This window comes from Pseudomonas laurylsulfativorans (assembly GCF_002906155.1).
Lineage (GTDB): Bacteria > Pseudomonadota > Gammaproteobacteria > Pseudomonadales > Pseudomonadaceae > Aquipseudomonas > Aquipseudomonas laurylsulfativorans.
Map to the genome: position 1 here is coordinate 597893 of NZ_MUJK01000001.1, position 26193 is coordinate 624085.

Here is a 26193-nt window from a genome sequence, read left to right on the forward strand (position 1 = left end):
AACCCCGACGCTACAGCGCGCCACGAACAATTCCATTTTTCACCCTGACGATGTCGGACATAACCGCAAGCGCGATCTCGGCTGGGGTTTTGCTCCCGAGATTCAGACCAATCGGAGCATGGATACGGTTGACACTTTGATCATCCAACCGGGCAATGCGCCTGATCCGCTCCAGGCGGTTCTGACTATTACGTTTTGAGCCCATGGCGCCAATATAGAACGCTGGAGTCGTAACGGCTTCCATGAGTGTCAAATCATCCAGTCGAGGATCGTGAGTCAGCGCTACGACGGCAGTCGCGGCGTGACACCCGCCTTGAGAGATGTAAGTAGCTGGGTGAACTTCAATCAGCTTCACTCCGGGCATCTTGAAATGCGCAGTTAATTCCGGACGCGGGTCGCACACTACGACCTCAAAACCCAGCGCTGCAGCAAAGCCCGCGCAAAATTCGGCGACGGGTGAGAGTCCCGCAATAAGTAGCCTCTGAGCCGCGCCTATCCGTATACGAACATGATCGGACTCGACAGAAATGGGCGCACACGCCGTAGTGTCTGTCTCGATTTGCACTTGGTCGGAATCCAATTTCACATGGCGTACTACCTGCTGACGTCCCTTCAGCGCATCCAATAGAACAGCGCAGTGCTCGCGACTATCGCAGTCAGGTTTAAAACGCTCCACTAGAACATCCAGCACGCCGCCACACGGCAGAGCAAGGTTTGGAGCAAACCCACCCTCACCATAGCGAATGATCTGGCTGCGATAAGCAAACTCCTCGCGACCCAGTCGCTCCAGGAAGTCCTCTTCAACACAGCCTCCTGACAGCGATCCACAAAAGTCTCCCGTAGGCAGCGCCACCAGCATTGCACCTGGGCTACGCGGAGCTGAGCCATAGGTGGCCAAGACGGTACAAAGCCAAACACCATACCCCTGATCGAGCCACTTCGCTGCCTGCTCAAGTACCTGAAGATCAAGATTGTTCATGGGTTAGGAGAGCAGCTTGTCCATGGTGATCGGTAGATCGCGAATACGCTTTCCTGTTGCGTGGTAAACCGCATTGCTGATCGCTGCTGCGACCCCAACGATTCCCAATTCACCCACCGCTTTGCCGCCCAGTGCACTGGCCTGTAAGTCGGGTATACCGACATCAATCGTGACGATTTCCGGGACATCGGCATTCACTGGAACGACGTAGTCCGCCAGGCTTGCGTTCACGACGCGACCGTCACGCCGATCAATCTGGCCTTCCTCAAATAACGCTTGGCCAAGCCCCATGATCATCCCGCCTATCCATTGGCTCTCGGCAAGCTTCGGGTTGTACACCCTGCCGCTGTCGAACGCTGCAACCATGCGCTTGACCCTGACCGTACCAAAGTCCTCGTCTACCCGAACCTCGACGAAATGCACTCCCCAACTATGCGCGGAGACTCCACCGCTAGTAGCCGATTGCATTTGGCTAAACCCATGCGCTGCTGCGTTACGATCAGCCTCAGTAGCACCAGCCTTGAAAGTGTCCGTCGTAATCTCAAGCCGATCCTTGCCAAGTGCCCTGAGCAAGCCTGCCAATGCTATGCCGTCGCCCGGTCTTTGTGAGGGTTTGATTCGCCCACTCTTGAATACCAGGTTGCTAACATCCATACCGTGCAGCGGCGATTTCGGATCGGTTGTTGCCAGACGCAGGAGTTCGTTGCGGGCGACTTTCGCTGCCTTGTACACGGCGCCAGTCAGATTGTTCGCCAGTTGAGACCCACCAGCGATGGGTGCACGAGGTAGATCCGTATCGCCGAGGCTTACCTTGACCGAACTGGTCGGAACATCTAGAACTTCGGCGGCTGTTTGGGCAAGGATCGTGTACGTGCCCGTGCCAAGATCCGTCCCCCCACTCAATACCTCGATCCGACCATCTCGATGGATGATTATCTTCGCTTCTCCTGGGGTGCGCCAGATCGGGTAAGTACCCGCAGCCATCCCCCAACCGATCAGCTCGCGGCCCTCGCGCATTGAACGCGGCTGCGGATTCCGGTTAGCCCAGCCAAATGCATTAGCGCCGGCGATATAGCCTTCCCTGAGGCGCCGAGTCGACCACGGGATGTTGGCTTTCGGGTCTTGAGACGCCCAATTGCGCAGTCTTAACTCAATGGGATCGAGCCCGACGGCATAGGCCAGTTCATCCATGGCTGTTTCGAGCGCAAAGGTGCTGATGTTCTCACCTGGCGCCCGCATCCAGCCTGGGTTGACGGTGTTCACCGGGATAATGCTATGGCGCGCAAGCATATTGGGCGTGGCGTACATGAGCGCCGTCACTGAGGTGCTTGGTTCTAAGTGAGTATCGTCAATTGCGGTCTCGTTCCACCCCTGATGCATCACTGAGACAAGCACGCCCTGTTTCGTGGCACCCAACGCCAGCCGCTGGCTGGTGCGCGGTCGGCCACCGTACCCAGTGAAGGTTTGCGGACGAGTCAGCGACAACTTCAAAGGGCGACCCAAAGCTTTCGATGCCGCGCACGCCATGGCGACATGCGGATGTGGCGCCACTTTGCAACCAAACCCACCACCGATAAAGGGAGAAATCACACGGACGTTTGCCATGTCCACCCCCATCCACTGAGCGATGACGTTGCGGGCACCACCCACCCACTGGCTCGACTCGTATACCGTCAGATTGTCGCCACTCCAATGAGCAATACACGCATGGGGCTCCATCGGGACGTTGTACTCGCGAGGTGTGGTGTAAACGCCTTCCACCTTGACCGCAGCTGAAGCCAAGGCCGATTTCGCATCGCCCCATTTCGCTTGCAGATCATCAATGGGCTGAGGATTTGCACGTGGATCATCAGGGTCGATGATCGCTTGGGTTTGCTCATAGCTGACCTTGACCAGACTCGCGGCTTCAGTGGCTTGTTCGAAACTTTCGGCCACTACCAACGCGATGTGCTGACCATTCCAGCGCACCAGATCGTCCTGCAATGGTGTGAAATTCTCGGTGGCGGCGCCGCCTTTGATAAAGGGAATGGCTGGCTGAATTGCCAGTCGGTTTAGATGCGTGTAGATGGCAACGACACCAGGTGCTTTTTCGGCCACGCTAGTATCGATGCCAGTGACACGTCCAGCAGGAATGGTCGATTGCACCGCCACACCGTACAACATGCCGTCGATGGCTTGCTCAATGGCATAGCGTGCTTCACCTCGCACCTTGAGGCCGCCCTCTTGTCTGGGTGCGCGCTCGCCAAGAGAACCATTAGACTCCTTGCCAACCAGCGGCGCCGCGTCCCCGGTCAAGGGGTTGAACGCGAGGCCTGCGTACATGACAGCAGATCCTGCAACGGCAGTTTTCAGGAGTGTCCGCCGATCAATGTCGGGATTGAAGAGTTCGTTCATACCAAGCCTCCGACGGTCATCAATGCGCGCGCGATAACCCGTGGCGCCAGCACTATCTTGAAGCCGTTGTGCTCACGGGCCTGAGCACCATCCACCGCATAGCGAGCCGCGTCCCGCAGCACTTTCTCAGTGAAGGGCTTGCCGATAAGCGCGTGCTCTACCTGACGTGCCCGCCAAGGCTTGGTGCCGACTCCACCCAGAGCAATGCGCACATCTTTGATGGTGTGGCCATCGTCTTCGAATTCGAGACCGACCGCTGCACTGGCGGCAGCAAACTCATACGAAGCTCGATCACGCACTTTGAGGTAATGTGAGTTTTTGAGAGCCGGCACCACCGGTACTTCCACCCCGACAATCATCTCCCCTACAGATAGATCGTTCTCAATGTCTGGGCGGTTGCTAGGCAACCGATAAAAGTCATCTACAGCCACTTGCCGATCTGTTGCACCACGAATGAAAACAGTGGCATCAAACGCAACCAACGCCACGGCCAGGTCACCGGGATAAACAGCAATACAGGCATCACTCCCGCCAAGCACGGCATGGTTGCGATTAATCCCGTTGAGGGCTGCACATCCTGATCCAGGGTTACGCTTGTTGCACTCAGGATAAGCAGCAGGGTCACGAAAATAGGTACACCGGGTGCGTTGTAAAAGATTGCCGCCTATCGAAGCCATATTCCGTATCTGTGCAGAGGCAGCACGCCAAAGAGCTTCACTTAAAACGGGCGCTTGGCTCTGAATCTGAGCGTGGGCGGCGACATGACTCATCTTAGCTGAGGCACCGATATGGATATGATCAGAGACGACCGTGATATCGTTTAAACCTTGCAAATGACTGATATCAACTAAGCGAGCCGGACGCTCTACGCCAGACTTCATCAAGTCGAGTAATGTCGTACCCCCTGCCAGGAATCGGGTTTCGGGGAGACCGGATTGTTGGAGCGCGGTATTGATATCGCTGGAGCGAACATAATCGAAGGCCCTCATACCTTACCCTCCTGCAAACGTGCCGCCGCCGTCCGCACAGCGGTGACAATGTGCGGGTATGCACCACAGCGGCAGATGTTGCCGCTCATGTATTCACGTATGGCATCATCCGACCCCGTGTGCCCTTCACGTATGCAAGCAACCGCTGACATGATTTGGCCAGGGGTGCAGTAGCCGCACTGGAAAGCATCGAACTCAACAAAGGCGGCCTGCACTGCGTGCAATGTGCCGTCAGTTTGAGCCAGCCCTTCGATGGTGGTCACGTTACGCCCATCAACCTGCGCAGCAAGGGTAAGACAGCTCAATACCCGCTCGCCGTCGACATGAACCGTACAAGCCCCACACTGGCCCTGATCGCATCCCTTTTTGGTTCCAGTGAGAAAGGCGTGCTCACGAATGGCATCCAGCAACGTAGTACGAGAGTCGAGTTCAAGGACTCGATGTTCGCCATTGATCTTGAACTGAACCTTGTTACGGTCTGCCATGGTGGCCTCTCCAATAAAATCCAATAGAGCTCAGCCTGGCGATTACAAGCGCCAGTTCCAGGTTTGAGTATGCGTTTCCAAGCGTGGCGAGGATTGCCTGATCGGCGGGTTTTGTTGCCTGATTCGACGGAGATTTTTCCGGCACATCGACCGTAACAATATGTTACGTAGGACGACGTTGCTCGAAACAACGAGCGCTGGCGCCCGAGAAATCCTGCTCAGCATGGAGCACACCTGTCAGCGGCCACAACGAAGGTGCGAAAGATCATGGCACTGGCCTGTAAATCGCTCGCAATCTGGAAGAGGTCTGGCTCACCGTCTTTTGTCTTTGCCAGTGATTGTTCACCGGACTCCCTGGATATCCAACAGATCTGCATATGCACTGCATCCTTGCGCTCGCTCACCTGTACGAGCGCCCCGATAAACCCTGAGTAGGTGCAAGTGAATTGATCTATCCGAGCCGTGAGTACACTGACTAGCGCTGGAACATTGAGCGCACGGACTACAATTTCAACTGATTGGGTAAATCCAACTGGGCACGGTGAACGACTCATGGATGCTCTCCAATTAAGATCTCCAGCGACTACAGGGACTGTGTGGGGGGGGCTATATACGCTTCGCTGACTCCCGAATATTTGAGGTCGAATCGGGCGCGCTACGAAGATTCAACCAGCCCAGTTTTGCAACCAATAGGCGTATGGCGTTGGAAGCACGGACTCAGGGTCAGGGATGTTCAATGTCCGAGCCGCCAGGAACGGCCAATGAGGGTTGGCTAACAGCGTCCGAGCAAAGCAGACCAAATCGAGTTGACCCTCTCGCACGAATCCATCCGCTTCATTTGCATCGGTGATCATCCAGCTTGTCCCTACTGGCAATCCTGTCTCGGCGCGTACACGCTCGGCATACGGCACCATGAAGTTGGGCCCCCATGGCACGGGTTCACCCGCTGTTGCGAGCGACAGAGAACAATCCACAAAATCCACACCGGCGTCTTTCAACCATTGAAGAACCTGAATTGATTCCGCCATGGACTCTTCGAGATTGTCTCCGAAATCGACAACACCGAAACGCACAGTTAACGGGAGGTTGCCGGGCCATACCTGCTTGACTGCATCGACGGTTTCTAGCAAGAACCTCGCACGATTGAGCAGTGATCCACCATATTGATCCGAGCGCGTATTGGACTTCGAAGACAGAAAGCTTTGACCGAGAAAACCGTGTGCAAAATGCAACTCCAGCCAGTCATATCCTGCTCTGAATGCCCGTGATGCGGCGTGCATGAAGTCGGCCTGGGTACGTCGAATCTCGTCCACGGTCATTTCGCCAGGTATGTGGGGAGACTCTGCCATGTACGGCAGAGCACTAGGCGCAACGGGCTGCCAAGCCTGCGGGTCAGATTCGGCGAGTGGGTGCCCACCCTGCCATGGTGGGGTGCACCCCGCCTTGCGTCCCGCGTGACCGAGTTGGATACCAGGAACAGCGCCGGCATCCTTGATCGCGAGCGCAACGGATGCGAGATTGGCAATGTGAGAGTCGCTCCAGATCCCCGCATCTCCAGGCGTTATGCGCCCCCGAGGGCACACAGCAGTGGCCTCCACAACGACCAAACCCGCACCGCCTTTGGCTAGGCTTTCGTAATGAGTTTGGTGCCAATCGGACAACAGCCCATCATGAGCCTGGTACTGACACATAGGGGATGCCACGATCCGGTTGCGCAACGTGACATCTTTTAAGCGATAGGGTGAAAACAGAGAAGTCATTAATCTATCCACGTCGAGATTCGAATGAGTAGATTATGAATGTGACAACCGCATTCATTTTTGCCTGATAAGAGCGATAAATTGCATTATTTGACGAGCTTCATATCGACTCGGTGCCTTCACGCCTGATATTTCGTGAAAACTGAATGCATAAACCGAGCGTTAATATGCCCTACAGTTTGTGGAAGATGTAGCTGGAGAGTTCCGCTGTATCGATTTGCACACCACGGCTTCCGACTGTCTCCCGCAACTCGTGATCTTCGATGCGCACGCGCCAGGAGGTATGGCCCACTCTTCGAATTTCTGAATCAGAATGATTGAGTGCAGTCATCAGACTCTGTCGATCCGGCAAATACACAGCCAAAGCGTTTTCCTTTCATGCCGCAACCGTCATATCCATAGATTCGCAGATCGCCACTTTAGCGTGAGCATCTAGCCTGTCCTCGTCCCTGGACTGTGCAATCTTAACTTGCAGCGAAGGGTTGGCTTCCCGATCAGACACGATTATCTCGCCCGCCTCCCAGACCTCAGGAGGGCACACCTTATCCGCAGGATCCAAGGTGATGAATGGGGAAATTTCTGCAGGATAAATCCTGCACACCAGCGGCCTCTCCTCATAGATCCCACACTGATTTTGATCATCCAGATTTGGGCATTGGGTAAGCGCGTTCGCTGCGAAAATCGCAATAACGTTGATCTTGGCGTTACCACTATGAATCTGCGATGCACGTTTAGCGTTGTGCTTGAATTTCTCAGAGTCAGCAGGCCAAAGAGACTCGTCAAATGCCTCCAGTATCACCGCGACGTCATGACCCCGCTGTAGCCACTGTCTCGACTCATTCAAGGTCAGAGGAATCAGGCGCCCCTTGCAACACACTCCACAGCTATTGCAAGCAAATCGTATTGCAGTATTTTCCATGCGCGTACTCGACCTGTTTATCCACGGGCATGAGCGATTGGTACCGCTACATCGGGCGAACGTGGCTTAGCCGAAAATTATGTGGGGGTAGAGACAAGGACTGATTGCCCATTCCATTGGGATGGTTGCCTGTTCCAATTTAAATGATGTTGATCCAGGCCGCTGGCTTCCGGCGATGAGGCTGAAAGCGATTCGATTCGTCGTTTCAGGCAATTTTTTACCCAAACCGTGCAAACCTTCGCACCCTCTGAACGAGAGAATGGATCGTCCTGGTGAGCGGGCGATAGGGGCCCCGGCCACACCAGACACAAGATCCTCAACCTCTAAGGAAAAATCGTATGGCTGACAAAAAGGTTTGGCTCATCACTGGCGCAAGCAGAGATTTGGCGTCCATTTGGCTCAAGTGGCTTTGACTGCAGGTCACGCCGTGGTCGCCACCGGACGCGACCCCACACGATAAAGCCTGATCTGAAGTAGCCAGAGTGCAATTGCCTTTCCGCCCACGGGCGAGCTCGTCGTAGTGGCTGTCTTGTCAGTGGATGACGGTTTCTGTGCGCATAGAAGTGCGCCGCCGCGAACAATTTTTCAGGAGTTTATCCATGGACAGCGATAAGCCAGAATCCGATTCAAGTTCTGACTTTTTCAAATCTCTTGGACGCCGCGAGTTTGTGGCTAAAGCCACGCTTGCAAGTGTGGCATTGGCCATCGGTGCTTCGGCGTGGGCAGGCGCCTCAGGCCCCTCCTCCTCAATCCCACTACCCAAAAGCCCGTCGAGAGGAACAGGAAAAATGAGTAAACGTCATCTAGGCAATCTGCAGGTTTCAGCCATCGGTGCCGGGTGTATGAGCATCAGTGCAAACTATGGCCCACCGGCTGATATCGACCAAGGCATCAATACCCTGCGCACCGCTTTCGAAAAGGGTGTTACTTTTTTTGACACCGCCGAAGTCTACGGCCCCTACATCAACGAAGAACTGGTTGGTAAAGCCCTCCAGCCGTTCCGAAACCAAGTGAAAATAGCCAGTAAATTTGGCTTCGCTATCGACGGCACTATTGGCCTCAACAGCCGTCCAGAACACATAAAAAAGGTTGTAGAACAGTCGCTAAACCGTCTGCAAACCGACCACATCGACCTGTACTACCAACACCGCGTCGACCCGAACGTACCGATTGAAGACGTAGCGGGCGCCATGAAAGATCTGATCGCCGAGGGCAAGATCCTGCATTTCGGCTTGTCGGAAGCCAGTGCCCGAACCATTCGACGAGCCCATGCCGTACAGCCTGTCTCGGCCATCCAGTCTGAATACTCCTTCATTCTGCCGTGATCCAGAACACAACGGTGTGCTTGCCGCGTGTGAAGAGTTGGGCATTGGTTTTGTGCCATGGGCGCCGCTAGGCGAAGGCTACCTCACGGGCAAAATGGATCAAAACACGAAGTTCGACACGAAGACTGACTTCCGGGCAACCTTTCCCCGGATGTTCCCAGAAAACATGGCCGCCAACATGCCAGTCGTGGATATCCTAAGGACGGTGGCCACCGCCAAAAACGCAACACCGGCCCAGGTAGCTTTGGCCTGGTTACTCGCACAAAAGCCATGGATCGTCCCAATTCCAGGCACACGCAGAGTCGATCATCTGACAGAAAACCTGGGGGCGTTGGACATTAAGCTGACAAGGGGGGATTTACTGGCAATGGAGGAAGCATTTTCCAAGCTGAAGGTGCACGGCGAACGAATGTCTGACATGCACATGCGGCAGATTGATCCAAACTGAGCCATCTTTGCTTCTTGCCACTCGCCAGCAACGGCAACGCTGTGAGAAAGAGCACCGCTGCGGCTTGGAGCGTTGCCGGCGGCGCTAATTTGTTTAACTAACAAAAAGGCCCTCGAAGGGCCCTTTTGTACTCAAACCAACATCACTTGCTCAGCCAAGACTCAACGGTCGCCGAACCGTGTTCAGCTTTCCATTCCTTCAGCGTTTTATGATTGCCGCCTTTAGTTTCGACGACTTCACCGGTGTGAGTTTTTTGAAGACCTAGACCTGACGAGTTTTACGTGTGCCCGCTTTTGGTGCGCACACTGTGGTGCGACCACCGGTCTGCGGATCAAGAAGGTTGAGCTATAAGGCATCTACCGAATTCTATCGATACCACCCATATAGGGCCTGAGCACCTCCGGCACACGGATGGATCCGTCCGCCTCTTGATAGTTTTCCAGTACCGCAACCAAGGTGCGCCCCACCGCCAACCCAGAACCATTGAGGGTGTGCACCAGCTCCGGCTTGCCAGTTTCTGGGTTGCGCCAGCGCGCTTGCATGCGCCGGGCCTGGAAGTCACCGCAGTTGGAGCATGAGCTGATTTCTCGGTACTTGTCCTGGCTCGGCACCCACACTTCCAAATCGAAGGTTTTGACCGCGCTAAAACCCATGTCGCCGGTGCAAAGAACCAGAACACGGTATGGCAACTCAAGCGCCTGCAAAACACGTTCGGCACAGGCGGTCATCTCTTCCAAAGCGTCCATGGATTTCGTCGGCTCAACCACCTGAACCATCTCGACCTTGTCGAACTGATGCTGTCGGATCATGCCTCGAGTGTCCCGACCAGAAGCACCTGCCTCACTGCGAAAGCATGGGCCGTGGGCGACAAATTTGAGGGGCAATCGTTTTGCATCGAGAATCTGCCCTGCCGCCAGATTGGTCAACGGGACTTCGGAGGTAGGGATCAGATAGAAGTCAGCCTCACCTTCACGCGTGATCTTGAACAGGTCATCCTCAAACTTTGGCAGTTGGCCGGTTCCCTGAAGAGCAGACGCATGAACCATGTAGGGGATGTAGGTTTCTTCGTACCCATGCTGTGAGGTGTGCAAGTTGATCATGAATTGCGCCAGTGCGCGGTGCAGGCGAGCAATCGGGCCGTGCAAAACAGAAAAGCGAGCGCCGGACAGCTTGGCTGCGGCCTCAAAGTCCAGACCTCCGCTGATTTCACCCAACGTTACATGGTCTTTGATATCGAAGTCGAACACACGCGGATCACCCCAGCGGCGCATCTCCATGTTGTTCTCCTCACCGGAGCCGATTGGTACGCTGGCGTCCGGTAAGTTGGGAACGGCCAGAACGATATCGTCCAATTCCTTCTGAATGCTGTCTAGTTCGCTTTTGCCAGACTCAAGTTCGTTGGCTATGCGCGCAACGGCAGCCATCAAGGGAGCAATGTCTTCGCCGTCAGCCTTTGCCTGCCCAATAGATTTTGAGCGGGCATTACGCTCTGCCTGTAATTGCTCGGTGCGGGTCTGCACCGCTTTTCGGCGATCTTCCAGTGATTCGATGCACGCGACATCCAGGCTGAAACCACGGGAAGCCAGACGATCCGCCACTTCCTGGGTTTGGCTACGTAATAGTTTGGAATCGAGCATATTGATTTCTCTCAGCGTGAGGTTTTGGAACCCAGCCGTGAATAAGCGAGCCCATCTGACTGGGGACGGAGTCAATACGTAAGACCAGCAACGATAAACACACCAAATAAAAAGGGTTCCCCAATTACTCAGGAAACCAAGCGCAGAACACGTGACCGAAGGTGACCAAACCAGAAGACCGGCTCGAACAGAGAGACCGATCTTTTATCACGAGCCCTGACAAAAACTATCAAAGTCGAAATCCAGTAAGGCAGTCGAATCAGTGAATGATTTGACTCAAGAACAAGCGTGTACGCGAATTCTGCGGATTATCGAAGAAGTCGTTCGGTGCCGCTTGCTCAACGATCTCGCCCTTGTCCATGAAGATCACGCGGTTGGCCACGGTGCGGGCAAAGCCCATTTCGTGGGTCACGCAAAGCATGGTCATGCCGTCTTCGGCCAGGCCGATCATGGTGTCGAGAACCTCTTTCACCATTTCCGGATCGAGGGCCGAGGTCGGTTCGTCGAACAACATGATTTTCGGCTTCATGCACAAGGCACGGGCAATCGCCACACGCTGTTGCTGACCGCCGGACAGTTGCCCCGGGTATTTGTGCGCCTGCTCCGGAATGCGGACGCGTTCCAGGTAATGCATGGCGATTTCTTCGGCCTTGCGCTTGGGCATCTTGCGTACCCACATCGGCGCCAGGGTGCAGTTCTGCAGGATGGTCAGGTGCGGGAATAGGTTGAAGTGCTGGAACACCATGCCGACTTCGCGGCGGATCGCTTCGATCTGCTTGAGGTCGTTGGTCAGTTCCACACCATCGACCACGATGCGGCCCTGCTGGTGTTCTTCCAGACGGTTGAGGCAGCGGATGGTGGTGGACTTGCCGGAACCCGACGGGCCACACAGGACGATGCGCTCGCCCTGCTTGACGTTGAGGTTGATGTCTTTGAGTACGTGAAACCGGCCGTACCACTTGTTCACGCCCTGCATCTGAATAATGCCTTCAGGGCTTACAGGCTGCTTGATTGCTTCGCTCATCACAAAACTTCCTAAATTGGGTAGCGCCTCAGCGCTTGTGGCCAGTGTCGAGCTTGCGTTCCAGATGCATGGAATAGCGCGACATACCAAAACAGAAAATCCAGAAAACCAGGGCCGCGAACACATAGCCTTCAGTGGCCATGCCCAGCCATTTCGGATCGGCAGCCGCTTGCTTGACGCTGTTGAGCAGGTCGAACAAACCGATGATGATCACCAGACTGGTGTCCTTGAACAGTGCAATGAACGTGTTGACGATGCCGGGGATCACCAGCTTCAGGGCTTGCGGCAGAATCACCAGGCCCATGCTGCGCCAGTAACCCAGGCCCATCGCCGCAGCCGCTTCGTACTGACCTTTAGGGATCGCTTGCAGACCGCCACGCACCACCTCGGCCACGTAGGCCGACTGGAACAGGATCACACCGATCAGTGCCCGCAACAGCTTGTCGAAGTTCATGCCTTCAGGCAGGAACAACGGCAGCATCACCGAGGACATGAACAGCACCGTGATCAACGGCACGCCGCGCCAGAATTCGATGAAGGTCACGCAGACCACACGAATCGCCGGCATGTTCGAACGACGGCCCAGCGCCAGGACAATCCCCAGCGGCAACGCACCGGCGATACCGACGGTGGCGATCACTAGGGTCAGCATCAGGCCGCCCCACTGACTGGTCGCCACGACAGGCAAGCCCAATATGCCGCCGTGCAGCAGGCACCAGGAAATGATCGGGTACAACACCAGGAAGCCCAGGCCGTATACCGCTTTACGCGGGAAGCGCGAGAAGAACAACGGTGCCACGCCAATGACTGCCAGACACACCGTCAAATCAACGCGCCAACGCAGTTCCGGTGGATAATAACCGTACATGAACTGACCAAAGCGCTGTTGGATGAACACCCAGCAAGCACCCTCCTTGGTGCAGTCTGCCCTGGTAGTGCCCATCCAATTGGCATCGAGGATCGCCCACTGCAGGATCGGCGGTACCACCAGGTAGATCAGGTAGAACGCGAACAAGGTCAGCAAGGTATTCAGCCAGCTGGAAAACATGTTGGCGCGCATCCACGCCACCGGCCCGAAGACTTTGCTCGGTGGCGGCATATCAGGTTTGAAAGTATGAGAACTCATGCTGGTTTCCTCACCGCTCGATGAGCGCTATGCGCTTGTTGTACCAGTTCATCAGCAGGGAAATGCTGATGCTGATCGCCAGGTACACGCTCATGGTGATGGCAATCACCTCGATGGCCTGGCCGGTCTGGTTCAGCACCGTACCGGCAAACAACGACACCATCTCCGGATAACCGATACCGGCGGCCAGCGAGGAGTTTTTCGCCAGGTTCAGGTATTGGCTGGTCAGCGGCGGAATGATCACGCGCAGGGCTTGCGGGATGATCACCTTGCGCAGGGTCGGGCCGTTGCGCAAACCCAACGAGTGCGCCGCTTCGGTCTGGCCGTGACTGACCGACTTGATGCCCGAACGCACGATCTCGGCAATGAATGCCGCGGTGTACACGGTCAGGGCCAGGGTCAGCGCCAGCAATTCCGGGATCAGCACCCAACCGCCAATAAAGTTGAAGCCTTGCAGCGTAGGCATTTCCCAATGCAGCGGCGCACCGAAGATCAATGCACACAGCGCCGGGATCACCAAAAGCAGCGCCAGGCCCACCCAGAACTTGTGGAACGGTACGCCAGTGGCTTCGAAGCGTTTGTTGGCCCAGCGGCACATCAGCACGATGGTGACGATGGCCATCACGACACTCACCACGAACGCCCAGAACCCATCCGCAATTTGCGCCGCTGGCATGTTCAAGCCACGGCTGCTGACAAAAAAGATGTCGCCGAAGTTATGGCTGCTGCGTGGCCCCGGCATGGTCAGGAACACCGCGAAGTACCAGAACAGGATCTGCAACAGCGGCGGAATGTTACGGAAGACTTCCACGTAAACCGTTGCCAGCTTGGCAATGATCCAGTTCTTCGACAGCCGTGACACGCCGACGATGAAGCCGAGGATCGTCGCCAGGATTACGCCAATCAAGGTTACTAGCAGCGTGTTCAACAGACCTATGACGAAAACACGCGCGTATGAATCGGCTTCCTTATAAGAAATCAGGTGCTGTGCAACCCCAAATCCAGCGCTGTTCTCAAGAAATGCAAAGCCAGAAGTGATTCCTCGATGCACTAGGTTCGTGTACGTGTTTTGGTAGAGAGTCCATCCCATCGTAACCACTGCGGCAACGATCAGGATCTGGAAGAGTAGTGCGCGCACAACGGGGTCATTAAATGACACCTGGCGCTTTGAGCCATTGTTCATTTGCATATGTACACCGGCAGGACAGACAAGAAAACGCCCGGCCTAAGACCGGGCGGAAAAGACTTAGCGGACAGGTGCTGCGTACTGAATGCCGCCTTTGTTCCAAAGCGCGTTAAGCCCGCGCTTGATCTTCAAGTCACTGCTATCACCGAGGTTTCGCTCGAACGACTCACCGTAGTTACCTACCTGCTTGACGATCTGGAAAGCCCAGTCGTTCGGCAGATTCAAATCCTTACCCAAAGCACCTTCGCTTCCTAGCAGCCGCGCAACATCAGGATTGTTGGTGCTCTGCTTTTGCTCGGCCACATTTTTGGAAGTGACGCCCAATTCTTCAGCGTTGAGCATTGCATTCAACGTCCAGCGCACCACCGTAAACCACTCCTCATCACCTCGTCTTACGGCAGGAGTCAGCGGTTCTTTTGAGATAACTTCTGGTAGCACCACGTAGTCGTCAGGAGTCGCGAGTTTTAATCTCTGCCCATAAAGCTGCGACTGATCAGATGTCAGCACGTCGCAGCGCCCAGCTTCGAGCGCCTTGAAGCTCTCGTCAGAGGTATCAAATGAGATGGGAGTAAATTTCAGTTTGTTCGCACGGAAGTAATCGGCGAGGTTCAGCTCGGTGACTGTCCCCGCCTGGATGCAGAACGTTGCGCCATTCAGTTCTTTGGCACTTTTCACACTCAGTTTTTTATTAACCAAAAATCCTTGGCCATCGTAGTAACTGACGCCCGTAAACAGAATGCCCATGGAGCCATCCCGTGAGGACGTCCAGGTGGTACTGCGGGACAGCAGATCCACTTCGCCGGACTGCAGCGCCGTGAAGCGTTCTTTGGCGGTGAGCTGAGAGTATTTGACCTTGCTCGCATCACCGAAGACCGCCGCCGCGACCGCACGGCAAACGTCTACGTCGAAACCGGCAAAAGTCCCCTTGGCATCCACAAAGGAAAACCCTGGAAGTCCGTCACTGACTCCGCACTGTACAAAGCCTTTTTTCTTCACGTTATCCAGCGTCACACCAGCACTGGCATTTGCGGACAATAAAGTCATCAGGGTGATGCCGATAAGGCCACCACAGACTTTGATCAGCTTGTTTTCTTTTTTCATTTTAATGCTCCAGAAATGTCACGAGTAAATCCAGGCCGCACGATGCCGACGCACCGAAACCGGACGGGATTTTGAACAGCGATGTGGAGGGCAGAAAACAAGATGGACGCCGTCAGGGCACCCGGTATGCGCAGTAAGCGCTTATGGAAAGTGGCATCGTAGGCCCTCTTTTTATTGTTTTAAAAAGGCCCCGGTGTGACGGGGCAAAAACGCTTTCAAATACCGTAGCCCCTGTGCAAAGTCAGAAAAAGCGAATATTTTTTCAATATCACGTAAGCAAAACTAATGATTTTGTATGAAGCGCAAGACGCACGAAATGACGTCCGTGCGTCGAGACACTGGCGGTCGGAGGGGATGGGGCAATAGATACTGACCCTCTGAGAGGATCAGGCAGCAGGAGGATCAGCGAAATCAGTTGTATGAGCACAAATACTTTGGATGAATGCTTGGAGCGCTGGGCTTTTCTTCTCACCCTTGCGGAACGCTACGAAAATCCTGCGTCGAATTTCGGGAACCAGCCGACAGACCCGTGCATCTTGCAGGTCGAAGCTGGCTCGTAATTCGGGGAAAATAGCAATTGCGCAGCCTTCGCGGATCAAGGAGAGAGTAACTTCGAACCCCTTACAGCGCGCAACGATGTTGGGTGTGAAACCAGCGTTCTGACACGCATCAGTCAATACGCGAGTGTAGGTACTGGAAGCCGTATCTATCACCCAGAGCTCGCCACTGAGATCACCCAGCGTGACCTCCTCCATGTGTGCCAGCCGATGATTGGGAGACATCATCACGTTAAAAACATCCTCAATCAGCGGGATGGTTTCGATGCCCGGATCAAGCAGGCCAGGTGGAATATTGAGATCATCGATCAGAGCAACGTCCGTTTGCCAGCTTCTCAACGCATTCAACCCCTCCTCCGGCTCCATCTCGTCAAACTGCACCAGCAACTGAGGATGGGTGGCGCTAAGCGCGCGAATGGTCTTAGGGATAAAGGCTGCCGCCACTGAGGGAAAGGCTGCTACGCGAAGTTCGCCTGCAACCACTTCCTTCAGCTCTGCCATGTCTGCACGGGCCGACTCAAGCTCCGTAAAAATTCGGTTTGCACGCTCAACCAGCATACGACCGGCAATGGTCAGGTTAACCCCCCGTCCACGCCGTTCGACCAGGTCGATTCCGACTTCCTGCTCCAGAAGGGAAATTTGCTGAGACACAGCAGATGGAGAGACATGAAGCGCTTCCGCTACCGCCGCCATGGTTTTACGAATGGATAACTCCCTTAACGCCCGCAATCTACCAATATCCATGAGCTTTTATCCCTCCACCTAACACGACCAATCAGTAAGAAACGCTAATGTAATATTGAAATATTATTCGCTTTTTCTCATCTTGGCCAAGGATTAGGGTATGAAAAAACCAAGACGGGAACCGCAGCAATGACCAAGTCCTATTTCCACGATCATCTTGCAGTACGCGATCCGCTGATCTTCAACGCGCTTGAAAACGAGAAAAAACGCCAACAAGGTCAGATCGAACTCATTGCATCTGAAAACTCTGTAAGCCTCGCATCGCTTGACGCCCTTGGGTCAGTTATTACAAACAAGACCGTCGAAGGCTACCCGGGTAAACGCTTCCACGGTGGTGCTGATTTCGCTGATGTCGTCGAACAAGCAGCCATTGATCGTGCGAAAGAACTGTTCGGATGTGGATATGTAAACGTTCAGCCACACTCGGGTACTCAAGCTAACCAAGCGGTTTTCTTCGCCCTGCTGCAACGAGGTGACGTAGTCCTGAGCCTTGATCTCGCTGCCGGTGGCCACTTGAGCCATGGCGCCAAACCCAACCAGTCAGGCCGTTGGTTCACTATCGTTTCCTATGGTGTTGATCGCGAAACTGGCCGTATCGACTACGACAATGTCGAAGCGCTTGCCTTGGAACATAAGCCGAAGCTGATCATCTCGGGTGGCTCGTCTTATCCGCGAGAAATCGATTTCCCGCGCATGCGTGAGATTGCAGACAAAGCCGGCGCTACCTACTTGGTAGACATGGCTCACTTCGCGGGCCTTGTAGCGGCAGGTGTTCACCCCTCCCCGATTCCGCATGCCGACATCGTCACCTGCACTACGACTAAAACTCTACGCGGTGCCCGTGGCGGTCTGGTAATGACCAACCGCGAAGATCTATTCAAGAAGCTGCAGCCAGCTGTATTCCCCGGTGTACAGGGCAGCGCACACCTGGCCACCATCGCTGGTAAAGCTGTCTGCCTGGGCGAGGCGCTGACTGATGAGTTCAAAACCTACGGCGCAAACGTCAAAGCAAATGCCCGTCTCCTGGCAGAGGTTCTTCAAAAGCGCGGTGTGCGCATCGTCAGTGGTGGCACTGATACTCATGTTGTTCTGGTAGACGTTTCATCAAAAGGATTGACAGGCCAAGAGTCTCAAGATGTTCTCTCGGCGATCAATATCACTTCGAACAAGAACCCGATTCCGTTCGACAGTGCGAAACCTTCGGAATGGAAAGGTCTTCGACTGGGTTCGTCTGCCGGGACTACCCGGGGCTTCGGCGCGAAAGAATTCGAAGTCATCGGCAACCTGATCGCTGACATCTTCGACGCTCAGGCGGGCGCCGAGGCTGCCCTTGAAGAGGTTATCGCAAAGAGCCGTGCAACTGTGGCAAAGCTGGTTGCTGAATTCCCAATCTATGCCTGAGGAACTTTGGCGGGCATGAATCCATCGCTCGCCGATCTCTCAATGCAGTAGGAAAATGAAAAATGAGCGTTCAACTTCCCAATGATCCAGCGCGTGACGATGTACTCGCTGGACGCCCCGCGCTTTGGCTGAATCCTGCACTCAAGGTAAACGGCATCGCTGACCCATCTCTGCCGATCCGAGCCTCTCAAGTCAAAGAAGCCGAACAAAACTGGAAACTGTTGGCCCCGCTGCTGCAGATTTGCTTCCCTGAGCTGACTGAGTCGAAAGGACTGATTCAGTCCAAGCTGATTGAAGCCACAAGCCTGCGGAAAGCAGTTGGATATGAGGCCGCCGAGTATGGCCGCGTATTCGTCAAGGCTGACGGCGACTTGCCTGTTGCCGGATCTATCAAGGCCCGAGGCGGCGTCTACGAAGTGTTCATGTACGCCAAGCAAATGGCAGAGAAACGCGGAATTCTCACGCCTGGTGGCGACATCACTGTTCTTGCAAGTACGCAGGCTCGAGCACTTTTTGCGCAGCACACTATCGCGGTAGGGAGTACAGGCAATCTGGGCCTGAGCGTGGGCATCGCAGCACGCGCACTTGGGTTCCGTGCTGTGGTTCACATGTCGTCCGATGCTAAACAGTGGAAAGTCGAACGCTTGACTCGTCTTGGCGTTGAAGTGGTTCAGCATAAGGCTGATTACACTACTGCGGTCGAATGTGCCCGTATCGACGCCGAAGGCGATCCAACCATCTACTTCGTGGATGACGAACGCTCCGAAATGCTATTTTTCGGCTACAGCGCAGCGGCAAGCGAGCTCGCGGGCCAATTGGAAGCGGCAGGTGTAACCGTAGATGAAGAGCATCCTCTTTTCATCTATCTACCGTGCGGTATCGGCGGCGCTCCGGGTGGCGCAGCCTATGGCTTGAAAGCAATCTTCGGTGATGCTGCGCACGCATTCTTTGTTGAGCCTGTCCAGTCGCCTTGTGCACTGGTGCACATGATGAGTGGTTCGAAAGAACTGATATCGGTCTACGACGTTGGCCTGACCAACCGTACCGAAGCTGACGGCATGGCAGTAGCGCGTATGTCGGCATTCGTAGCGGATGTAATGAAGCCAATGTTATCCGGAATTTTTACAGTGGCCGATGACGACTTATTCCGCTGGCTCTGGATGGCAGAGACGACTCAATCCATTCGCCTCGAGCCTTCGGCAACCGCCGGATTCGCGGGGCCTGAATTTATTGTCAAAAGTACGCAAGGTCGTGCCTATCAGGAAGCTCAAGGCTTAACAGGCAAACTAGCCCAGGCTACTCACGTCATCTGGACGACCGGTGGCGCCTTTGTTCCAGAAGACCAGTTCAAAAAATTTATGGATCGTGGCGCGTCCTTAGTCAACGTTGACTAAAGAAGTTTTGCCAAGGGTATGAACTTCATACCCCATCCCCCTACTTGCGTAAAAAAACAACAACCACGCCAGTTTTTGATGTTGAGGTAAAGTTCCATGAATAAACCATTCCTGGCCGACCGTATCGACGGGAAAGGCTATGCAGCTGATCTTGTCGAGAAACTCACGGATGAAGTCGCAGAAATCAAATCGAAAACCGGTCTTACGCCCGGCCTGGCAGTTATCCTTGTGGGAGAGGATCCGGCCAGCGGTGTATATGTAGGCGCAAAACACCGGCAAACGCTTGCAATTGGCATGGAGTCGTTTGTACACCGACTTCCGTTCGATACAACTCAGACCGAGTTGATGACATTACTTGAGGAGCTAAATGCCGCTCCGGAAGTAAATGGCATTTTGGTGCAGCTTCCCCTGCCTGCACACTTGGATACTAATGCGGTTATTAACGCCATTGATCCAAATAAAGACGTTGACGGATTCCATATCTTGAACGCTGGCCGTCTTGCGACTGGTCAAGATGCCCTGGTTCCATGCACTCCCCTAGGCTGCCTAATGATGCTCAAAGACCGACTAGGCAGCCTCGCAGGTCTGCACGCCGTGGTCGTGGGCAAATCCAACATCGTCGGCAAGCCTATGGCACAGCTCCTGATGGCCGAGAACTGCACTGTCACCGTAGCGCATTCAAAAACTAAAGACGTCCCCGCACTCTGCCGTACCGCAGACATCCTCGTTGTCGCTGTAGGTCGCCCCGAGCTTGTAAAGGGTGACTGGATCAAACCTGGTGCAGTAGTTATCGATGTTGGTATCAACCGAATTGATCGCGACGGGCGTTCCAGGATTGTGGGTGATGTTGCATTTGACGAAGCAGGGCATGCCTCTGCAATTACCCCAGTTCCAGGTGGCGTCGGCCCAATGACTATCGCATGCCTGCTGGCCAATACCGTTACAGCATTCAAGCGTCAGCACCACATTGTTACCAACCAGGCAGCAGTTGCCGTTTAAGGTGATCTCAGATGAACAAAGCTAAAAATAACGTACTTCGTGTTACCTGTCCTTCGATCCGGGGCGTAACCGCTGATATTACTGCTTTCTTGTCTGGGCATGGTTGCAATATTCGTGACAGCGCCCAATTTGACGATGAGAGCACCAATCACTACTTCATGCGCATTACCTTCCGCTCTGAGGAAGGTTGCTCACTGCAAGATCTCGAAAGAGAATTTCAACCACTTGTAGAGAAATACGAGATGGATTACGAATTCTTTGATGAGCGTACTAAACGCAAAGTCATTTTGATGGTGTCTCGTTTCGGCCATTGCTTAAACGACCTGCTCTATCGCTGGAGCATCGGTGCCTTGCCAATCGACATCGTTGGCGTGATCTCAAACCACTTGGACTTCCAAAAGGTAGTAGAGGGGCATGGCATTCCTTATCACCTCATCAAGGTAACCAAGGAAAACAAAGCAGAGGCTGAAGCTGAACAAATGCGCATCGTTCGCCAAACCGGCGCCGAGCTCATCGTCCTAGCTCGCTACATGCAAATCCTTTCTGATGAGATGTGCCAGCAAATGTCGGGGCGGATCATCAACATCCACCACTCGTTTCTGCCGTCTTTCAAAGGCGGAAGCCCATACAAGCAGGCGTTTGATCGCGGCGTGAAACTGATTGGCGCGACCTCACACTTCGTGACTGCAGACTTGGACGAAGGGCCGATCATCGAGCAAGACATCGTTCGCATCACTCATGCTCAGAGCCCTGAAGACTATGTTTCGTTGGGACGCGATGTTGAAAGCCAGGTTCTGGCACGCGCTATTCATGCCTATGTGCATGGTCGGGTTTTTCTAAACGATACCAAGACGATAGTGTTCCCGCCTTCGCCAGATTCCTATTCGTCTGAGACTATCGGTTGAGGTGTGTGTGTTTCGACCAATATCTCGGCCATAAAATCTTGGATACTTGGCCAAACCCTTAAGCCGAAAGCCCCCCCCTTGGGAGTATTCCTCAGGGGGGACATTCATACAAAAATTCTGATAAATATTAAATCCAAAAGCTATGAAAATAATTTAAGGCTTCGGCACTTTATTATCATCCCGTTCAACGCTGCGCTAATAAAAACAAGGTGCGAGGCATGCCAATGCAAGAATCTACATGGTTGTTAGGGGTTCTATTTACATCGATTGCTTTAATTATTTTTCTGATTATGAAAGTCAGGCTTCATGCATTCATAGCTCTCGTGATCGCTTGTTTTGTGGTCGGTTTTGGTGCAGGGATGCCTGTTCCAAAAATCATAAGTACGCTCGAATCAGGCATCGGCGGTACGCTGGGCTTCCTGATAGCAATCATAGGACTCGGAGGCATACTCGGTAAAATTCTAGAGGAGTCTGGCGGAGCTGAGCGCCTCGCTAAAACCTTACTTGATAACCTAGGCTCTAAAAGAGCCCATTGGGTAATGGCCATCGTTGGGGCCATCGCAGGAATCCCGGTATTTTTCGAAGTCGGCTTTGTTCTCCTGATTCCACTTGTGTATGTCGTAGCGCGGGAAACAAAGATAAACACCCTGTTTTTGGGCATTCCTCTCGCCATTTCCTTGATGACCATCCACTGCATTCTTCCCCCACACCCAGCCGCGATGGCTATTACTGTGATGATGGGGGCTGATGTTGGGACTGTGATTATCTACGGCCTTTTAGTTGGTATTCCGACAATCATTGTCGCAGGGCCTATTTGGGTAAACCTTTACTGCGGGCGAGAAGCCTCAGCAAGTCAGCAAGTATTTCTGAAAGCCCAAGGACAAAGCGTTGGTGCGGCGCGAACCTTGCCAGGGTTCGGGATTACACTGTTGACCATCGGTTTACCTCTCATCCTCATGGTTTTTAAAACAGCAACCGCAGGCCTCCCTGACGAAATGTGGATAAAGCTGGCCGCACAGTTCGTTGGAAACCCTTTAATTGCGCTTATGATTTCTGTGGGCTTTGCCTACTGGTCGCTTGGCTTACGTCAACGTCGCACCATGATCGAGCTATTGGAACTGACTCAGCGTAGCTTTCCAGCCTTAGCCAATATTATCTTTGTCATCGGCGCGGGGGGTGCATTCAATGCTGTGCTGATCGAAAGTGGGGTGGGTAAAGCTATCTCAGGGCTGCTCGCAGGATCTGATATTAATTTGATTATCCTTGCCTGGTTTGTTGCGTGGCTGATGCACTTCGCGGTTGGCTCGGCGACAGTAGCAATGGTGAGCGCCGCTGGAATGATTCATCCAATGTTGGCTGCAGACCCTCACCTTAAGCCCGAGATTCTTGTTATTGCCATCGGCGCTGGCTCAATTGGCTGGGCGCATGTCACCGACTCGGCATTCTGGGTAGTGAAGGAATACTTAAATGTATCCCTCTCAGATGCATTGAAAAAGTTTACAGGGGGGACGGTAGTAGCCTCCATCGTCGCTCTCCTGGCGACACTACTACTGAATTACACCATCAGTTGAAGTCACTCTGAAGGTCATGCCATTGGAAGGCGCCATTACTATCGCCTATTTGATGCCACAAGGAATTACGTCATCAAATAGGTTTCAGATCAGCGAGTCAGGCCTCATGAAAAATCACAAAATCTATCTCGGCCTGGGCAGCAATGTTGAGCGTGAAAGACACATCGAGATCGCTCTTACAATGCTGGAAGAGCATCTGGAAAATATCCGTTGCTCACCCGTTTATGAAAGCATTTCCCTTGACGGAGACCACCCGCCCTTTTACAACCTGGTAATGTATGCGACCACTGATCTCAACATTCGCGAACTCGTCGCATGGATTAAAGGAATCGAGCACCTCCATGGTCGAAGGAGCGGGACGCAGCGGTTGATCACACTCGACATTGATCTACTCCTTTTTGACGGCCTGACTGGCGATATTGAAGGTGTCCAGCTGCCTAGAGCCGAAATTCTGACCCGCTCATTCGTGCTCTACCCGCTGCAGCTACTTGCACCTAAGCTGCATCCACCTGGGTGTGAAGTCACCTTGGCAGAGCTGTGGCTAAAGCTCAGACCTGGCCCAGAATTAATGCCAGTTCGCTACCCGTTCGGTATTCCTCCCTACCAGCTCGTCGGGTCGAACTTCTCCGCCGGACAAAGTAAAGCAATACAGCGGACTGCCAATCAGTTGGCCAGCTAAGCCCCTTACAAAATAAATTTCAACGGAGTGCGGCATGGTTAGCCGCCACAAACACGTCATACCCTACTTCGCCGATCCTACAATCTATTTCTCTCTCATCAGGCACGCTCCCGGGGCAATCCTTCTTGATTCAGGAAGACCGACATCGCAACGAGATCGTTATGACCTCATGTGTACCCAGTTCTTTGCTTATACGCCCCCATAACCTCAATGCGCTTTGACTTTCTGGATACGAAGCACAATCAACGCAAGAGTACCGACTGCAAGCGGCGACATTGCCAGCAGGGCCTCTCGCGGAGCCACCGCAACGCCGAGTAGGTGTAGTCCGGAGTAGCCAAGTTTGAGCAGACTGAGCAGGTAGTAGGCAATAGCGAAAATCGAAAGACCTTCAACTGCGCGCTGGATCTTTATCTGTGCATAGGCGCGGATATTCAGGCTTTCGAGGATTTCCGAGTTCTGTTCTTCCATTTCGACCTGAACGCGTGCCTGCAAAAGATCACCCAGGTTTGCCACGCTTTTGGCCAAGTGCTCCAATCGCTGCTCTGTGGCGGAGCAGTATCTGACAGTGGGTTTGAAGCGGCGCTCTATAAACACGCCAAGGCGTTGGCAATCTCCCACGCGACTTTCTCGCAATTCACCCAAGCGTTCAAACACCAGTTGAGCGTAGGCCTGCGTTGCGCCGAAGCGGTGGCGGGTTCTCGCGGTGCTGCTTACCACTTGTGCAGAAAGATTGGAAATGTCTGCAAGCAGGGCTTTCGCATTACTGCCGTAGGAGTCGGCATTACGCTCGGAGAGAGTTACCAAGGTCTTGTCAAAAACATCGAGCTGCGCGCTCAATTCCTTGGCCGTGGTCAATGATAACGAGGCCATCATCCTGTACGTCTCGATTTCCAGTAGGCGGCGAATCATACGGCCTTGGCGGTACGCGTTCAGACGCCGGTTGACGAACAATATGTGATTGTTGCCGTCCTCACTGAGTCGAAAATCGCTCCAGACCATTGCATCGCCACCACCCACGCAAGAACCGCTCGAATCCTTGAAGCCATAACGGGACAGATCCAAGTGGGCTTCGCCACGCACTACGATCTGCACCGAGTTGATCAGCTGCGGCAAATGCGCTTCAACCTTCTGCGCCAGCACTTCAGGCAGTGACGTCCAGGACAAGTCATCACCTGATGAGGTGACCACCAGAGTCAGGGTGAAAAACTCGGCATGGCGTTCCCATTTCAGTGCATGGCCATCGAGTTGGGTAATGCCTTGGGCGGCATTAAGATCGAGGGGGCCACGGCAGCAGTTTTCAAGGAATGCACAGCACTCCTGATCGCTGCCGAGGAAGGCCAGATGAAACACATGGGCCGGCTCATCGAAGTAAAGAGACGGGCGCGCGTGTAGTTCATTGTGCAGGCGTTGTCGTAACGGGTGCATATAGTGTGGCCATTATGAAGTTGGTTTGACTTGACTACGAAACTAGGGACTATTCGGTTTAACCTTCACGCACCATCAGGCCCGCAATAGCAGCTCAACACTTAGTGAGCATCTCCTGAATTTGCTGTGTAGCCACACTCGTTCGCTTGGCCAGTTTTTTCACTTCGTCTGCCACAACGGAAGAGCCTCGTCCAACGTCGCCAGCCCGAGCGGCTTCAATTGCAGCATTCAGTGCAAGCATATTCGTCTGGTCGGCAATGGTTTTTATAACACTAACAACCTGGGCAATCTGACCGTAAGTTGCCTGTATACGGGTGATCTCTCTTTCATGGATGGCGGCAACCAGTTTTTCGTCAGATATGTCTCGTACAGCACCAATCATTCGACAGGTTTTTCCATAGTGATCCCGGACGACCCTGCCTCTCTCGCGATACCAAACGTCACCTTTAGTCCTGTGCCGCATTCGATACTCAACAACGTAGCAGTTGCTGCTATCTCCAGATTGGAGGTAGGTGTCGACTACTCGCAGCACTGCATCAAGATCCTCGGCATTGATCAGGCGCTCATAATTACCCCAAGAGGCTGCCAACTCTGATTCGGAATAATCGATCAACCTTCTGAACTGCTTCGACCAGCGCAAGGTGTTTGCGTTGTTGTAGACGTCCTCGCCAATGACAACCAGTTCCCAATAGCCCTCGGTCAACGTATCGTTGACTCCATTCCACACCAGCTTCTCAAGCTCATGTACTTCCTGCCGAGATTTGCTTTCTTCGATCAAAAGCCCTGTCTGATCCAGGCCCAGATGCAGGGCTGAAATCTCGCCTTCTTTTTCTTGCAGTTGTTTTTTTAAAGCCTCGACCTGTCCTATGCCTGAACGGGTAACCTCATGGCAATGGGCTTTGTGCTGTAAATCAATCCATGCCTGGCGAAAGTGCATCAGGCTCGCCATCAACTCCGGATAGCGATGGATTACATCGTCGCCTGGGATATCCGCCTGCTGTCCGGCGGCAAGTTTTAATAAAACGTCACTCAATTGCTTGGAAAGAGCATCGACCTTTCGATGAGAAAACATCATTCGTCCTCGATAAAAACAATCGAAGCCAAGCCGTCCCTGGCAGGTATTGCTGGCATGTGTGTCGTTACCA

The 26193-nt window shown here is 53.8% G+C and carries 17 protein-coding genes and 7 pseudogenes; 8 read left to right on the top strand and 16 right to left on the bottom strand.

Translation table 11 applies throughout. The features are described from left to right. Window positions 1-10 precede the first annotated feature (10 nt). The 6 genes and pseudogenes from B0D71_RS02695 to B0D71_RS02720 all read right to left on the bottom strand — a co-directional run bounded on the left by B0D71_RS02695 (window position 11) and on the right by B0D71_RS02720 (window position 7526). The gene (locus B0D71_RS02695; RefSeq protein WP_103393363.1) at window positions 11-979 is read right to left on the bottom strand and encodes an XdhC family protein; all 969 of its coding nucleotides are present in this window, start codon (window positions 977-979) and stop codon (window positions 11-13) included. Between the two features lie 3 nt (window positions 980-982). After that, a complete protein-coding gene (locus B0D71_RS02700; RefSeq protein ID WP_103393364.1) occupies window positions 983-3373 on the bottom strand; it encodes a xanthine dehydrogenase family protein molybdopterin-binding subunit in 2391 nt (796 codons plus the stop codon). Further along, window positions 3370-4362: an FAD binding domain-containing protein gene (locus tag B0D71_RS02705; protein WP_103393365.1), complete on the bottom strand. Its 993-nt coding sequence runs from the start codon at window positions 4360-4362 to the stop codon at window positions 3370-3372. Before B0D71_RS02705 ends, B0D71_RS02700 begins: the two co-directional genes overlap by 4 nt. Beyond that, window positions 4359-4847, bottom strand: coding sequence for a (2Fe-2S)-binding protein (locus tag B0D71_RS02710; protein WP_103393366.1), 489 nt, complete (start codon window positions 4845-4847; stop codon window positions 4359-4361). Before B0D71_RS02710 ends, B0D71_RS02705 begins: the two co-directional genes overlap by 4 nt. Window positions 4848-5512: 665 nt before the next feature. Beyond that, a complete protein-coding gene (locus tag B0D71_RS02715) occupies window positions 5513-6607 on the bottom strand; it encodes an NADH:flavin oxidoreductase/NADH oxidase (RefSeq protein ID WP_103393367.1) in 1095 nt (364 codons plus the stop codon). Between the two features lie 172 nt (window positions 6608-6779). After that, window positions 6780-7526: pseudogene (locus tag B0D71_RS02720) on the bottom strand (YkgJ family cysteine cluster protein). A gap of 788 nt (window positions 7527-8314) precedes the next feature. Here B0D71_RS02720 and B0D71_RS02730 point away from each other — a divergent pair. Further along, window positions 8315-9299: pseudogene (locus tag B0D71_RS02730) on the top strand (aldo/keto reductase). Window positions 9300-9441: 142 nt separating this feature from the next. Here B0D71_RS02730 and B0D71_RS31650 read toward each other — a convergent pair. From B0D71_RS31650 to B0D71_RS02765, 7 genes and pseudogenes are all read right to left on the bottom strand, one after another. Next, a pseudogene (locus B0D71_RS31650) lies at window positions 9442-9644 on the bottom strand (histone-like nucleoid-structuring protein, MvaT/MvaU family); the annotation flags it as partial. An 11-nt stretch (window positions 9645-9655) separates the two neighbouring features. Continuing rightward, complete coding sequence (serS, locus tag B0D71_RS02740; protein ID WP_103393368.1) at window positions 9656-10936, bottom strand: serine--tRNA ligase; 1281 nt, start codon at window positions 10934-10936, stop codon at window positions 9656-9658. 259 nt (window positions 10937-11195) lie between these two features. Further along, window positions 11196-11960, bottom strand: coding sequence for an amino acid ABC transporter ATP-binding protein (locus B0D71_RS02745; protein WP_103393369.1), 765 nt, complete (start codon window positions 11958-11960; stop codon window positions 11196-11198). 28 nt (window positions 11961-11988) lie between these two features. After that, window positions 11989-13086, bottom strand: coding sequence for an amino acid ABC transporter permease (locus B0D71_RS02750; RefSeq protein ID WP_103393370.1), 1098 nt, complete (start codon window positions 13084-13086; stop codon window positions 11989-11991). A gap of 10 nt (window positions 13087-13096) precedes the next feature. After that, the gene (locus tag B0D71_RS02755) at window positions 13097-14275 is read right to left on the bottom strand and encodes an amino acid ABC transporter permease (RefSeq protein WP_103393371.1); all 1179 of its coding nucleotides are present in this window, start codon (window positions 14273-14275) and stop codon (window positions 13097-13099) included. 57 nt (window positions 14276-14332) lie between these two features. Next, window positions 14333-15298, bottom strand: a pseudogene (locus B0D71_RS02760) (amino acid ABC transporter substrate-binding protein); the annotation flags it as partial. A gap of 461 nt (window positions 15299-15759) precedes the next feature. Continuing rightward, complete coding sequence (locus tag B0D71_RS02765; protein WP_103393372.1) at window positions 15760-16674, bottom strand: LysR family transcriptional regulator; 915 nt, start codon at window positions 16672-16674, stop codon at window positions 15760-15762. A gap of 129 nt (window positions 16675-16803) precedes the next feature. Between B0D71_RS02765 and B0D71_RS02770 the strand changes: the two genes are divergently transcribed. From B0D71_RS02770 to pabB, 7 genes and pseudogenes are all read left to right on the top strand, one after another. Beyond that, entirely contained in the window at window positions 16804-18075 is a 1272-nt protein-coding gene (locus B0D71_RS02770) for a serine hydroxymethyltransferase (protein WP_103393373.1), read from the top strand. A gap of 62 nt (window positions 18076-18137) precedes the next feature. Next, window positions 18138-19469 (top strand): D-serine ammonia-lyase, encoded by a 1332-nt coding sequence (locus B0D71_RS02775; RefSeq protein ID WP_103393374.1) that lies wholly within the window; start codon window positions 18138-18140, stop codon window positions 19467-19469. Window positions 19470-19565: 96 nt separating this feature from the next. Then, complete coding sequence (folD, locus tag B0D71_RS02780) at window positions 19566-20468, top strand: bifunctional methylenetetrahydrofolate dehydrogenase/methenyltetrahydrofolate cyclohydrolase FolD (protein ID WP_103393375.1); 903 nt, start codon at window positions 19566-19568, stop codon at window positions 20466-20468. Between the two features lie 11 nt (window positions 20469-20479). Further along, window positions 20480-21373, top strand: coding sequence for a formyltetrahydrofolate deformylase (gene purU, locus B0D71_RS02785; protein WP_103393376.1), 894 nt, complete (start codon window positions 20480-20482; stop codon window positions 21371-21373). 224 nt (window positions 21374-21597) lie between these two features. Next, entirely contained in the window at window positions 21598-22944 is a 1347-nt protein-coding gene (locus B0D71_RS02790; protein WP_103394001.1) for a GntT/GntP/DsdX family permease, read from the top strand. Between the two features lie 106 nt (window positions 22945-23050). After that, window positions 23051-23623: a 2-amino-4-hydroxy-6-hydroxymethyldihydropteridine diphosphokinase gene (folK, locus tag B0D71_RS02795; protein WP_103394002.1), complete on the top strand. Its 573-nt coding sequence runs from the start codon at window positions 23051-23053 to the stop codon at window positions 23621-23623. Window positions 23624-23657: 34 nt separating this feature from the next. Beyond that, a pseudogene (pabB, locus tag B0D71_RS31655) lies at window positions 23658-23795 on the top strand (aminodeoxychorismate synthase component I); the annotation flags it as partial. Between the two features lie 35 nt (window positions 23796-23830). On the opposite strand, the gene B0D71_RS02800 reads toward pabB, so the two are convergent. The 3 genes and pseudogenes from B0D71_RS02800 to B0D71_RS32055 all read right to left on the bottom strand — a co-directional run. After that, window positions 23831-25048 (bottom strand): DUF3422 domain-containing protein, encoded by a 1218-nt coding sequence (locus B0D71_RS02800; protein ID WP_103393377.1) that lies wholly within the window; start codon window positions 25046-25048, stop codon window positions 23831-23833. A gap of 106 nt (window positions 25049-25154) precedes the next feature. Continuing rightward, a pseudogene (locus B0D71_RS32240) lies at window positions 25155-25430 on the bottom strand (methyl-accepting chemotaxis protein); the annotation flags it as partial. Next, window positions 25431-26123: pseudogene (locus tag B0D71_RS32055) on the bottom strand (PAS domain-containing protein); the annotation flags it as partial. It abuts the pseudogene before it with no gap. Window positions 26124-26193: the final 70 nt, after the last annotated feature.

Coding starts and splice junctions, on each gene's coding strand:
- B0D71_RS02695 (WP_103393363.1), bottom strand. CDS start 979: ATGAACAATCTTGATCTTCAGGTACTTGAGCAGGCAGCGAAGTGGCTC.
- B0D71_RS02700 (WP_103393364.1), bottom strand. CDS start 3,373: ATGAACGAACTCTTCAATCCCGACATTGATCGGCGGACACTCCTGAAA.
- B0D71_RS02705 (WP_103393365.1), bottom strand. CDS start 4,362: ATGAGGGCCTTCGATTATGTTCGCTCCAGCGATATCAATACCGCGCTC.
- B0D71_RS02710 (WP_103393366.1), bottom strand. CDS start 4,847: ATGGCAGACCGTAACAAGGTTCAGTTCAAGATCAATGGCGAACATCGA.
- B0D71_RS02715 (WP_103393367.1), bottom strand. CDS start 6,607: ATGACTTCTCTGTTTTCACCCTATCGCTTAAAAGATGTCACGTTGCGC.
- serS (WP_103393368.1), bottom strand. CDS start 10,936: ATGCTCGATTCCAAACTATTACGTAGCCAAACCCAGGAAGTGGCGGAT.
- B0D71_RS02745 (WP_103393369.1), bottom strand. CDS start 11,960: ATGAGCGAAGCAATCAAGCAGCCTGTAAGCCCTGAAGGCATTATTCAG.
- B0D71_RS02750 (WP_103393370.1), bottom strand. CDS start 13,086: ATGAGTTCTCATACTTTCAAACCTGATATGCCGCCACCGAGCAAAGTC.
- B0D71_RS02755 (WP_103393371.1), bottom strand. CDS start 14,275: ATGCAAATGAACAATGGCTCAAAGCGCCAGGTGTCATTTAATGACCCC.
- B0D71_RS02765 (WP_103393372.1), bottom strand. CDS start 16,674: ATGGATATTGGTAGATTGCGGGCGTTAAGGGAGTTATCCATTCGTAAA.
- B0D71_RS02770 (WP_103393373.1), top strand. CDS start 16,804: ATGACCAAGTCCTATTTCCACGATCATCTTGCAGTACGCGATCCGCTG.
- B0D71_RS02775 (WP_103393374.1), top strand. CDS start 18,138: ATGAGCGTTCAACTTCCCAATGATCCAGCGCGTGACGATGTACTCGCT.
- folD (WP_103393375.1), top strand. CDS start 19,566: ATGAATAAACCATTCCTGGCCGACCGTATCGACGGGAAAGGCTATGCA.
- purU (WP_103393376.1), top strand. CDS start 20,480: ATGAACAAAGCTAAAAATAACGTACTTCGTGTTACCTGTCCTTCGATC.
- B0D71_RS02790 (WP_103394001.1), top strand. CDS start 21,598: ATGCAAGAATCTACATGGTTGTTAGGGGTTCTATTTACATCGATTGCT.
- folK (WP_103394002.1), top strand. CDS start 23,051: ATGAAAAATCACAAAATCTATCTCGGCCTGGGCAGCAATGTTGAGCGT.
- B0D71_RS02800 (WP_103393377.1), bottom strand. CDS start 25,048: ATGCACCCGTTACGACAACGCCTGCACAATGAACTACACGCGCGCCCG.